This window comes from Hymenobacter aerophilus DSM 13606, from assembly GCF_000382225.1.
In the GTDB taxonomy this organism is placed as follows: Bacteria; Bacteroidota; Bacteroidia; order Cytophagales; family Hymenobacteraceae; genus Hymenobacter; species Hymenobacter aerophilus.
The window spans coordinates 150,008-159,291 of record NZ_KB907802.1; the positions used below are offsets into that span (position 1 = coordinate 150,008).

Annotated in this window: 16 protein-coding genes; 6 read left to right on the forward strand and 10 right to left on the reverse strand. The window is 64.1% G+C overall.

Annotated features, from left to right (window positions below; genetic code table 11):
• Nucleotides 1–21: 21 nt before the first annotated feature.
• From H145_RS0103415 to H145_RS0103440, 6 genes are all read right to left on the reverse strand, one after another.
• Nucleotides 22–297 (reverse strand): hypothetical protein, encoded by a 276-nt coding sequence (locus H145_RS0103415; protein WP_240471652.1) that lies wholly within the window; start codon nucleotides 295–297, stop codon nucleotides 22–24.
• Nucleotides 298–395: 98 nt separating this feature from the next.
• On the reverse strand, nucleotides 396–1,100 hold the full coding sequence (locus H145_RS0103420) for a hypothetical protein (RefSeq protein WP_019946735.1): 705 nt from the start codon (nucleotides 1,098–1,100) through the stop codon (nucleotides 396–398).
• A 69-nt stretch (nucleotides 1,101–1,169) separates the two neighbouring features.
• Nucleotides 1,170–1,484, reverse strand: a complete 315-nt coding sequence (locus tag H145_RS0103425; RefSeq protein ID WP_019946736.1) for a DUF3846 domain-containing protein — start codon at nucleotides 1,482–1,484, stop codon at nucleotides 1,170–1,172.
• Nucleotides 1,485–1,496: 12 nt separating this feature from the next.
• The gene (locus tag H145_RS23915; RefSeq protein ID WP_019946737.1) at nucleotides 1,497–1,667 is read right to left on the reverse strand and encodes a hypothetical protein; all 171 of its coding nucleotides are present in this window, start codon (nucleotides 1,665–1,667) and stop codon (nucleotides 1,497–1,499) included.
• 47 nt (nucleotides 1,668–1,714) lie between these two features.
• Complete coding sequence (locus H145_RS19770) at nucleotides 1,715–1,897, reverse strand: SymE family type I addiction module toxin (protein WP_019946738.1); 183 nt, start codon at nucleotides 1,895–1,897, stop codon at nucleotides 1,715–1,717.
• Between the two features lie 10 nt (nucleotides 1,898–1,907).
• Entirely contained in the window at nucleotides 1,908–2,171 is a 264-nt protein-coding gene (locus H145_RS0103440; protein ID WP_019946739.1) for a hypothetical protein, read from the reverse strand.
• A 500-nt stretch (nucleotides 2,172–2,671) separates the two neighbouring features.
• Here H145_RS0103440 and H145_RS22475 point away from each other — a divergent pair, with 500 nt between their 5' ends.
• The gene (locus H145_RS22475; protein WP_019946740.1) at nucleotides 2,672–3,076 is read left to right on the forward strand and encodes an SLOG family protein; all 405 of its coding nucleotides are present in this window, start codon (nucleotides 2,672–2,674) and stop codon (nucleotides 3,074–3,076) included.
• A gap of 224 nt (nucleotides 3,077–3,300) precedes the next feature.
• Here H145_RS22475 and H145_RS23920 read toward each other — a convergent pair whose 3' ends face one another.
• Complete coding sequence (locus H145_RS23920) at nucleotides 3,301–3,540, reverse strand: hypothetical protein (protein WP_157541075.1); 240 nt, start codon at nucleotides 3,538–3,540, stop codon at nucleotides 3,301–3,303.
• A gap of 63 nt (nucleotides 3,541–3,603) precedes the next feature.
• Entirely contained in the window at nucleotides 3,604–4,710 is a 1,107-nt protein-coding gene (locus tag H145_RS19780; RefSeq protein WP_169513151.1) for an IS110 family RNA-guided transposase, read from the reverse strand.
• Nucleotides 4,711–5,197: 487 nt separating this feature from the next.
• Here H145_RS19780 and H145_RS19785 point away from each other — a divergent pair, with 487 nt between their 5' ends.
• The 3 genes from H145_RS19785 to H145_RS19790 are packed head-to-tail and all read left to right on the forward strand — an operon-like array spanning nucleotide 5,198 to nucleotide 6,398.
• A complete protein-coding gene (locus H145_RS19785) occupies nucleotides 5,198–5,641 on the forward strand; it encodes a M15 family metallopeptidase (protein ID WP_240471653.1) in 444 nt (147 codons plus the stop codon).
• Nucleotides 5,634–6,080 (forward strand): hypothetical protein, encoded by a 447-nt coding sequence (locus H145_RS0103460; RefSeq protein WP_019946743.1) that lies wholly within the window; start codon nucleotides 5,634–5,636, stop codon nucleotides 6,078–6,080. Before H145_RS19785 ends, H145_RS0103460 begins: the two co-directional genes overlap by 8 nt.
• Before the next feature lie 33 nt (nucleotides 6,081–6,113).
• Complete coding sequence (locus H145_RS19790; RefSeq protein WP_019946744.1) at nucleotides 6,114–6,398, forward strand: hypothetical protein; 285 nt, start codon at nucleotides 6,114–6,116, stop codon at nucleotides 6,396–6,398.
• 128 nt (nucleotides 6,399–6,526) lie between these two features.
• Here the strand turns inward: H145_RS19790 and H145_RS0103470 are convergent, their stop codons facing one another.
• Together H145_RS0103470 and H145_RS0103475 are read right to left on the reverse strand one after the other, a co-directional pair.
• Nucleotides 6,527–7,606 carry a nucleotidyltransferase domain-containing protein gene (locus tag H145_RS0103470; RefSeq protein ID WP_019946745.1) on the reverse strand — a complete coding sequence of 360 codons (1,080 nt, stop codon included), beginning with the start codon at nucleotides 7,604–7,606 and terminating at the stop codon, nucleotides 6,527–6,529.
• Between the two features lie 64 nt (nucleotides 7,607–7,670).
• Nucleotides 7,671–8,441 carry a nucleotidyltransferase domain-containing protein gene (locus H145_RS0103475; RefSeq protein ID WP_019946746.1) on the reverse strand — a complete coding sequence of 257 codons (771 nt, stop codon included), beginning with the start codon at nucleotides 8,439–8,441 and terminating at the stop codon, nucleotides 7,671–7,673.
• 46 nt (nucleotides 8,442–8,487) lie between these two features.
• Between H145_RS0103475 and H145_RS0103480 the strand changes: the two genes are divergently transcribed.
• Nucleotides 8,488–8,829, forward strand: coding sequence for a type II toxin-antitoxin system RelE/ParE family toxin (locus H145_RS0103480; protein WP_019946747.1), 342 nt, complete (start codon nucleotides 8,488–8,490; stop codon nucleotides 8,827–8,829).
• Between the two features lie 2 nt (nucleotides 8,830–8,831).
• Complete coding sequence (locus tag H145_RS0103485; RefSeq protein ID WP_019946748.1) at nucleotides 8,832–9,161, forward strand: helix-turn-helix transcriptional regulator; 330 nt, start codon at nucleotides 8,832–8,834, stop codon at nucleotides 9,159–9,161.
• The last annotated feature ends 123 nt before the right edge of the window (nucleotides 9,162–9,284 follow it).

A 9,284-nucleotide genomic window follows, 5' to 3' on the forward strand; every position in this document is an offset into this window, starting at 1 on the left:
TTAGCTGAGAGCTAATGAAGACTAGGAAATGACGGCCAGCTGGGGGTTCTCGCCGGCGCGGTGCAGCCAGATGTGGGCGCCACCGCAGCCGACTTCGTAGGCCGGGGGCGGGAACAGCGCGCGCACGGCCGGGGCCAGGTCGCGCACGTCGGACAGCGGCGGGCTGGTGGCCACGAGTCGGGCCAGCTGGGTGAGGCGGGCGGCCTCGGCCTCGTCGGCGGCCGGTTGCCGGTAAGCCAGCTCGGGCAACTGGGGCGGATATAAGTCGGGGTCGGGCGTGCGGGATGCAAAAGACATAGCGGTGGGGGTTTGGGTGTTGGGATGGGGCTAAGGGCGGCCGGGCCGGGTGGCCCTCTCCCCTGCCGGCGGGCGGTGGAAAGAGGGCCGGGCGGCACTCACGCGGCGGGTTCGGCCAGGGCGGCGGTGAGGGCCTCTTCAAGGCGGGCCGGTGTGGTGGCTGGCGGCGGGCTGTAGCCGTGGCTGGTGCGCAGCTCGGCCGTACCGGTGTGGGTTTCCTCACGCCAGATGGGGAAGTCCTGGGCGAAGTCGCGCCGGGCGACTATCTCGGCCAACTCGGCGGGCTCGTAGCTGAACTCGGCGATATAGTAGGTGGCCTTCTTGCCCTCCTTGGTCGTCTCCTTCTTCACGGCCCGCACCGTTACCACCACGTCGGCCAGGGTGAGCTCGTCGTAGAACAGCGGCTCGATGAGGCGGTACAGGTTTTCGACCGAGTAGCCGTGGAAGAGCACGGCGCACACGGCACCCTGGGTGTCGGCGTAGAACAGCTCGGCCCACAGCTTGCGACCCATGTTGAGGATGTCGTCGGAGAAGATGCGCCAGGCTAACGGAATGAAGCGGAGTTCGGGGCCTAGCTGAGTCATGCCGTTAAGGTTGAACTGGCCGGCTTTGGCATCGAAGCGCACCTGGCGGGGGTGGCCGGGCAGGTAGCGGAAGCGGCTGGTTTCGGTCAGTTCGCCGCTGGCCTCGTCGACGGAAGCCGTGAGATAGGCGCGGCTGGGGGCCGGCGCGGTGGTGGTGAGGGCGGCTACGGCGTTGGGCGTAGCGGCGGGAGCTTTGGGGGTCTTGGCGGCAGTAGCCATAACGAAAAGGGGTAAAAGGGTGAAAAGGTGGGGCCCGTTGGCGGCCGGCCCCGTCGCCGGAGTGAGGGGTTATTTGAATTGCTTGTCGTGGCAGAGCAGGGCGCGGCCGACGATGGAATCCTGGCCGCGGGCCTGGGGCTGATGGTGGTACCAGAGGTAAGTGGCCAGCAGATTCAGGTAGGCGGGCTGGCGGAACTTGCCCTCCTCGTCGATGATGAGGATAAGCTCATCGGAGAGGCGCACGACTTCGATGGTCTGGCAGTCGAGCAGCTGGTATAATTCAGCCAGGCGGAAGCTGCGGCCGTTGGCGGGGCTGACAGTGCGGGGCTCGGCGCTATGGGGGTCGAGCAGTTGGGGCTGGTAAGTGGTAGCGGTGGCGGGCATGAGGCAAAGGCTTTATTTGACGATGTAGGCGGTGAATCTGTCGTTTATAGCAGCGGGGCACTGCTTCAAATACTCCTCCTTGGCCGCCTTCTTATCAGTGGCGTAGACCAGGGCGTCGGCGCCTACGGAGTGGTTTTCAACCAGGAAGGCGCGTACCGCTGGCTGGGGCTTATTCTTGGGCATGGTGGTAGGGAATGCGGGGCCGGCGACGGTTGCCGGCCCCTGGTGAATCAGTGGACTGGAAGGGCGGGCGTGATGATGAGGCGGCCAGCCTGCACCTCGACCTGGGCCACGGTGCCGGGGGCGAAGCCGGCGGCCTGCAGCCAGTGGCCCGAAAGCAGCAGCTTGGCCGTGGCGGCGTAGCCGAATGCGCGGCGGCGGTGGCGGTACTCGATTTTGATGTGGCGTTGCATGGCGGGGCGGCTAACGGGCTGAGGATGCGGCGGCGCGGTCGAGGGCGGCGCGGGGGCTGGCGTGGTACACGTGGGCGGCGGTGGAAAGCAGGGCGCGGGCGGCCTGGCGCGGGAGCTTGGCGCAGTGCTTATGGCCGGTGCATTGCTGACGGTGGTGCAGGTGCTTATCGCGGGCGTCGGCGTGGGCAGCCTGGGCGCGAGCCAGCAGCCAGAGGGCCGGCAGCGCAGCCGCCCAGCTGGGGGCGGCTGCTACGGTGGCGGGGGCGCTACGCATGGAGGCGGTGGGCTACCCGGCGGGCACGGGCACGGCAGGCGAAACCAGGGCGAGCTAGGGCGCGCACCCCGCACAGGGCGGCGGCGGCGGCAGACCGGAACGCCGGCGGCGGCGGCTTGGGCGACGGCGGCGGCAATGGCGGCGAACGGGCAAGGGCTGAGATGCAGGTAGCATACCCCAACGAGGTGATAGGAGATGCTAAACCGGGCAACCGCGTGGCCGCACGGCGTGACATTGTAACTGATGGCGGCGACATGACCGACAGCGGGGCCGGACCAGGCGGCGGCGGCGAGCTGCGAGAATTGCAGGGCAGTGAACATGGCTGTAGAGGTTAGCCGTGGGGTGCGCGGCCGGGGGCCCGCCGGGGTGCGCGTGGCGTCCGGGCCTTTCCCGAACTACTACCTAAATATACGAAATTACATTGAAATATATACTATGAAATAGGAAAATAATGAACAAATAAACACACCAAAACAGGAAAATATTGCGTATATTGTTATATGATTAAAACACAATACACAGTAGGCGTAACCGGCAGCCGCAGCCTGCAGGCCTGCGCCCCACTGCTGGCCCGGCTGGAGCAGTTGCAGGCAGCCGGCCAGCTGGGCCGGGTGGTATGCGGCGGCGCGGCCGGGGTGGACAGCCTGGCAGCCGACTGGTGCCGGGCCCACGGGGTGCCGCTGCTGGAGTTGCGCCCCGACTACGCCAACCACGGCCCGGCCGCGCCCCACGTGCGCAACGCCGAAATAGTGCGCGGGGCCGACCTGGTGCTGGTGTGCTGGGACGGGCAGAGCCGGGGTACGCTGAGCGCGGCCCGTGCCGCCACGCGCCTGGGCCGCCGCTGCGAGTGGCTGGCTCACCCTGCCCCCGGCGCGGTACCGGTGGCCGGCGGCCTAGGCCTGTAGCCCGCGGGGCCTTGCCGGCCACTGCTACCCGACCGAGAACAAACCCTTGAATGCTCTTGGCCAGGGGGTTGGGGGCCGGCCTTGAGGCCCCCGATAATACCCGCCCGAAGGGCACCTTATGAGGCGCAGCCGAGGTGATGTAGAGCGAAGCGGAGCATGCTGCGGGGGGGGTGGGGGGACTCCCCCACTTAAACACGCGCCGCAGGCACCTATTCGGTGCGGGGCTAGGCGGGCCAACCAGCGGGAGGGCGGCCGGGGCGGTGGGTTGGTGGTAGCGGAGGCTGGCCGCCCGGCGCGGAGCAGAGGGTGGTGGGCCGGAGCGTGGAACGAGCGGTAAGCGGGGCGGGCGGCGGCGCTTTTTGGGGCGCGGCCGGCTGGCTCGCGTGGGGGTTGGCAGCCGACTGCCGGGGCCCGATTTTCAGGGCCTGGGCGGGCGGCGTGGCCCGATAGGCAACAGTAGCCACTACATCGTGGCGGGAGGATGCGCAAGATACTGTGATGAAAAGCAACCCTATGGGTCACTTTTTTTAGATTAGCGCTTCCAAAGGAGCGCCTGTGGGTGCATCCTGCGTAGCCTCGGCACCTACGGGCGTCGGGGCTACTTTTTGGGCCGGGTGATACGCCGGGTCATACGCTTGGTCGTTTTTCCAGAGCGAATAGGTCAGCAGCAGTAATTTGCGCATCACGGCAATCACGCCCACCTTGCCATTGGGAGAACGAGCCCGCAGGCGGGCGTAAAACGCTTTCTGCTGCTCGTTATAGCGCAAGCTGCTCACGGCGGGCAAGTAGAGGGCCGTGCGCAGGCGGGCGTTGCCGCGCTTGGAAATGGCCGTGGGGCGGGCCAGGTTGCCGCTTTGCCGCTGCACCACGTCCAGGCCCGCATACGAAGCCAACTGCCGCTCATTTTCCACCAGCGCGAAGCCGCTGGTTTCGGCCACAATCGTGACGGCTGTTAGCAACCCTACCCCCGGTATACTGGTCAACTGAGCCAGCTTGCGAGCTAATTCTGGGGTAGCTTCCACGAGGGCCGCCGTTTGCACATCAATAGCGTGCATCTGTTCCTCAAATAAGGCCTGCCGCTGCTGCAAGCGAAGTAGCGCCAGTGGGTCGGGCTCGTAGCTATGGGCGTAGGCATGGGCGCGGTTCTTGGTCTGCGCAGCCTGGGTACGCAAGGCAGCCCGTTCACGGCTGAGCGAGCGAAGCTGGCGCATGGCGGGGGTAAGTGGCTGCCAGGCCGGTAGCTGACGCTCCAGCCCCAGACGGCAGAGCAGGCGGGCATCCAGCGCATCGGTTTTGCTTTTCTGCTCCGTACTGCGGGCAAAGTGCTTGACCTTGTTGGGCAAAAGCACACTCAGCGCCTGCTGGCGGGCACTCAGGGAATAGGCGAGCTCCTCGTAATACACGCCCGTGGCTTCGACCACATACCAGAGCGGACAGGCTGGCTCCTTCTGCCCGGCCGCGACCCAGCGCTGCAGGGCCTCGAAGCCGGCGGCATCGTTGGCAAACACGGCCACTTTGCCCAGGCGCAGGTGCTGGGTGGTATCGATGCTGCCCAGACAGGCAGCAAACGTGGCCTTGGCAATGTCGATACCGACGACGTATTTCAACAATACGGGTGGGGAGGAAGTGGGCATACGCATGCAAAAAAGGTGGAACAAGAGCTACCTGCCGGGTTTTCACCGCAGCTTTCCTCGTAACATGCGGGATGCCGCCACACCGGGGCTCCCTCTATACTGTACAGTCTTCAGGCGAAAACAGAAGGCGGGGCACGGTTTCTAACGCTCAGCATCACAGCTGGCCAGCCGCGTGCTTAAGGATGGGTGGTGCCCCCGCCTTCCTTGCCGGTAGCGCCGATAAAATACGACGACACAATCATACGAGGGATGGGAAGGGGGGCGACGCAGGAGCCCGTGCGCAGCACCGCAGCGAAGCGGAGCCCTGGACAGCCCGACCCGCAGGGATGCGCCCAAATAATACAATTTACGGATTACTCCGTGGGGGCGCTTCTACCGAAACAATATTCTATTTTATTGTATATTTTTACCTCATGATAGACAAACTTATTGTGCCATGATGATTCGGGTGGAAAATGTTGCGAGGCTGCGGGTGGTTGGGTTGACTGTGGCCCAACTGCAGCGGCAGGCGGTAAGGCTGGAGCAGGCGGCACCGGTGCTGGCAGCGGCTTATTCGCAGGCACTGGGGCGGTGGCTGGGTGACCCGGTATTGCGGGCGGTGGGCCGGCCTATCATTACGGAATGTTACCGCAGTGCCGAGCGGCAGAATGAACTGTACGCGCAGGGCCGCAGCAAGCCGGGGCCTATTGTGACCTACAAGCGGGGTGGCGAATCCAACCATAACTACGGGCCGCCGACACCGGCGCTGGACGTGGCGTTTCAGTTGGCGGACGGGTCGGTGTCGTGGTCGGGGCTGCTGCTGAGCAAGTTTGCCCGGCTGATGAAGTACGCCGATGCCCGGGTGGTGTGGGGCGGCGACTGGCCCAAGTGGAAAGACCGGCCGCACTTCGAGCTGCTGAGCGCGCAGAAAGGAGGGCCGGGCCATGAATAGTGTATTCGAGCACTGGGGCGTGATTACGTCGGTGGTGGTGGGGGCCGTGTCGGTGCTGCTCTACTTCGTCAAGAACTGGCGGGCGGTGGAGGAGCTGAAGGCGACCTGCGTGGCCAATCAGCAGAAGGCCGAGGCGCTGGCCGTGCGGGTGGACGACTACCACGTGTCGGCGGTGGCGCGCGAGGAAAAGCTGCGGCTGGAAATGGGCAAGCAGGCGGAGGCCATCCGCACCGAGGCGCTGCAGCAGCGCACGGAACTGCGCCGCGAGATGGTGGAGCTGGTGATGAAGCTGGGCGAGAAGCTGGCCAATATCGATAAGACCATGGCCCTGGTGGAGGAGCGTACCAAGGTGCTCACCGACTTCACCAAGGACCAGCAGAAGCGCAATGAGTGGGCCGACCGGATTCTGGCCCGCCTGGACACTCACGGGCCGGCGTAGGCCCTATTTTTCACCCTTCTATTCCCTTATATCATGCAAGACAGTAAACTGAACATCCTAGACCGGCTGACGTTGCCCACGCCCCGGTTCTTTCGCAAAATCCGGTCGGTGCCGGTGGCCGTGGGGGCAGTGGGGGCTATTCTGGTGGCTGCTCCTGCCCTGCTGCCGGCGGCGCTGGTGTCGTTGGGTGGCTACCTGGTGCTGGCTGGCAGCATCGGGGCGGCCGTGTCGTCGGCAGCGGTGACGCCGGGCGAGCAGGTGCAACAGGCCCAGGAGCGCAAGGAGTTGATGGGTGGGTCGTCGGCCGAGTCATTGTAATAAGTGTATTCCAGAACAGAAAAACGGCCACCTATCTGGTGGCCGTTTTTCTGTTCTGGTGTAGTGCTGGTAAGCGCATGAACAACGTTTTTACTGCCTTACCCCTATTTTACTTTTTACCAGTTAGCTCACGTGGCTCGTTGTTCATAGAATGCTTTTCGTAGCCGGATGAGCAGCTGTTCGGCCGCCTGCTTATCGGGTGCTTCGGGCAGCGTGGAGGTGGCAAAGTCGGCTTCGACCTGGGCTACGAGCTGCTCGGCCCGGGTCACCAGGTCCTCGTAGTCGAATTTGCCGCGGCGGATTTGCAGCAGGAACTCCCGGTTGGGGCGGCGCACGTGGAGCTGGCCGGTGGCGGCAATTTCGCCGGCCATCTGCAGCAGCCGGAACACGTGCAGCATGTTTTTGGCGTCGTAGTTTTTGCCGTGCTGCACGGTGTTCTCATACCGCTCGGCGTTGCGCTTCGCCACCCAGTCGTGGTACTCGCGGAACACGCGGCAGGAGGTGCTGTAGCCGTTGCGGTTGAACGACAGGTAGGCGACGGGCTGCTCCCCTTTGGGAACGGCCGACAGCAGCACATCCTGGGAGGCCTCCGGGTCGCGCACCAGCCCACGGTAGCCGTGCTGGCGTTCGGGCGTTTGGTCGACAAACAGGGCGTATATATCCAGCAGGTGGGGCACCTTGGCCAGGCCACACTGGGCGGCTTCGTAACCCTGTCGGGCCAGCCAGGCAGTTACGGACTGGGCGCCCGCCCCCACGGTCACGTAACAGAAGTCGAGCACCGCTTTACGGGCCGGCGGCTCGGGGTGGTTGATTTTCTTGTTGAGGCCTTTGGCCTTGCGGATTTGGGCCGAGGCGTACTCGGCAAAGCTTTGGCGGCAGAGTTTGGAGAGGAAATCGGGCGCCTGAAACCGGGCGAACAGCGGGTGCTGGTACACGATGCAGTCGGGCGGGGTGCCCAGCAGCTCGAGCACCGTGGGGTTGTTTTTGAGCAGTAGCTCCACGAAGCGGCGCAGCTCGTAGAACACCTCGTCGTTGGTTTCGTTGGCCACCTGGGGCACGTAGTCGAGGCCGAAGAACTGGTCTTCGGGCAGCACGAACACGCCTTTCAGGTCGGTATCCGAATGGGGCAGGTTGGTGCCGTAGGCCCGGCTGCCGCTCACGGCTTCGAAGAGAATCAGGTGCTGCTCGCGCAGGTCGGCAATAGTCATGGGCGAAGGTAGCGCGGTTCAGGCGGCCGGGCGGTACCCTGGTCAGCCGAAGTGTTCGTTGCTTTTATTCCGGAAAAGCGGCGGTCAGCAGCTGCCGGAACAAGGCATCCAACTCGCCAGCCGCGCTGCCCGACCGAAGTACCGGCAGCGACTCCCGCGCCGCCTGGCCCGCCGCCAGCTCGGCCCGGAAAAACGCCGTCAGTGCTTCCGGCCGCGCTGTTACCGTTTTTTCGTTCGCCCCGGCCTTGCGCCGCAGCAGCTCGTCTACTTCCGCCTCCAGGGCCGGGGGCAATAGCACCCGCAGTGGGGCAAACTCCATGGGCGGCATGGTCTGCCGCTCCCGAATCCAGCGGGCGGCCAGCGCCGAGCGCAGGGCGTAGAACAGCCGCTTCAGGCGCACGTCCTCGCCCGTCAAATCCTGCTCCACCCCCCGCCGCAGCTGGCCCAGGTAATGGTGCAGTCCGGCCTTCAGGTTGAAGGTGGCCGGGAGCAGCGGGGCCAGTTGGGCCCGGAAATCCAGGCCCTCGTGGTACACTACCGGCGACTGCAGCCACTCGAACAGGGCGGCATTGGAGCCGCGCAGCAGCCGCAGGGCCTTGCGCAGCTCCCAGCCGGCCAGGTCCAGCTCATCATCGACCGGGAAGTTGAGCGTATCGGGGCCCTCGTCCAGCGTGAGGTACCAGGCGGCCGGGTGGCAGTAGATGAAGCGCACGTCGTAGTCCGAATCGGGCGAGGGAAAGCCCCAGGCCCGGCTGCCCGACTCGCAGGCGTAGAGGATGCGGATGTCGTGCGTGGCTTCGAGCTGACGGAGGGCGGTTTGGATGCGGGCGAGCATGGAGTTTCTTAAACAGGAAACCTTATCTTGGCTGAAAGTGTCCCCCATGAAAGAGAAGTTTCAGGTTCAGCTCTCCGGCGAAGTACGGGAGTTTATCGGAGGTTTAGATGCGAAGGCTCGCGAAAAGGTGCTCTACAACATCCGCAAGGCCCAACTGCTCAACGACCAGGAGCTGTTTAAAAAGCTGACCGATGGGATATGGGAATTCAGAACCTTATTCAACAAAACCCACTACCGGATTTTTGCCTTTTGGGACAAGTCCGGGCCGGTGGATACGCTGGTGCTGACCACGCACGGCCTCATCAAGAAAACCGGTAAAACGCCCCAGGCCGACCTGGACAAAGCCGAAAGAATCCGCAGAATCTACTTCGAACAGAAAACCAACTAGCCATGAAAACCGACGAGCAGCTGCAGTTTTATTCCCTTGACGAAGTCGTGAACGAGCACATCGGCGTCATCGGCACTCCTAAGCGTGAAGCCTTCGAGGAGGAGCTCCGCCTGGACCTGCTGGGCAAAGCCATCAAGCAGGCCCGCCTGCAACGCCACCTGACCCAGCAGCAGCTCGGGGAGCTGGTGGGCGTGCAGAAGGCCCAGATTTCCAAGCTGGAAAACAACCTGACCGATGCACGTTTTGACACGGTGATGAAGGTGTTCAAGGCGCTGAATGCGAAGGTCAATTTCAGCGTGGAGTTGCTGAATCAGAGCGCAGTTATACGCTAAGTCGTTGCCTGTATTGGTGGCGCTTCCTACGCAACAGCGCCTTATGCCGCAGCAGTAGCTGAAGCACAAGGCGCTGTTGCGTTTTGCCAGGAACTAAACGACTATGGACTGTAAGTCCATAGG

Bases quoted from the DNA above. Each gene is read 5' to 3' on its own strand.
- H145_RS22475 (WP_019946740.1), top strand. From the start codon at position 2,672: ATGATTAAAACACAATACACAGTAGGCGTAACCGGCAGCCGCAGCCTG.
- H145_RS0103475 (WP_019946746.1), bottom strand. From the start codon at position 8,441: ATGCTCGCCCGCATCCAAACCGCCCTCCGTCAGCTCGAAGCCACGCAC.
- H145_RS19780 (WP_169513151.1), bottom strand. From the start codon at position 4,710: ATGCCCACTTCCTCCCCACCCGTATTGTTGAAATACGTCGTCGGTATC.
- H145_RS0103420 (WP_019946735.1), bottom strand. From the start codon at position 1,100: ATGGCTACTGCCGCCAAGACCCCCAAAGCTCCCGCCGCTACGCCCAAC.
- H145_RS0103485 (WP_019946748.1), top strand. From the start codon at position 8,832: ATGAAAACCGACGAGCAGCTGCAGTTTTATTCCCTTGACGAAGTCGTG.
- H145_RS23915 (WP_019946737.1), bottom strand. From the start codon at position 1,667: ATGCCCAAGAATAAGCCCCAGCCAGCGGTACGCGCCTTCCTGGTTGAA.
- H145_RS0103425 (WP_019946736.1), bottom strand. From the start codon at position 1,484: ATGCCCGCCACCGCTACCACTTACCAGCCCCAACTGCTCGACCCCCAT.
- H145_RS19770 (WP_019946738.1), bottom strand. From the start codon at position 1,897: ATGCAACGCCACATCAAAATCGAGTACCGCCACCGCCGCCGCGCATTC.
- H145_RS0103460 (WP_019946743.1), top strand. From the start codon at position 5,634: ATGAATAGTGTATTCGAGCACTGGGGCGTGATTACGTCGGTGGTGGTG.
- H145_RS19790 (WP_019946744.1), top strand. From the start codon at position 6,114: ATGCAAGACAGTAAACTGAACATCCTAGACCGGCTGACGTTGCCCACG.
- H145_RS0103415 (WP_240471652.1), bottom strand. From the start codon at position 297: ATGTCTTTTGCATCCCGCACGCCCGACCCCGACTTATATCCGCCCCAG.
- H145_RS0103470 (WP_019946745.1), bottom strand. From the start codon at position 7,606: ATGACTATTGCCGACCTGCGCGAGCAGCACCTGATTCTCTTCGAAGCC.
- H145_RS0103480 (WP_019946747.1), top strand. From the start codon at position 8,488: ATGAAAGAGAAGTTTCAGGTTCAGCTCTCCGGCGAAGTACGGGAGTTT.
- H145_RS0103440 (WP_019946739.1), bottom strand. From the start codon at position 2,171: ATGCGTAGCGCCCCCGCCACCGTAGCAGCCGCCCCCAGCTGGGCGGCT.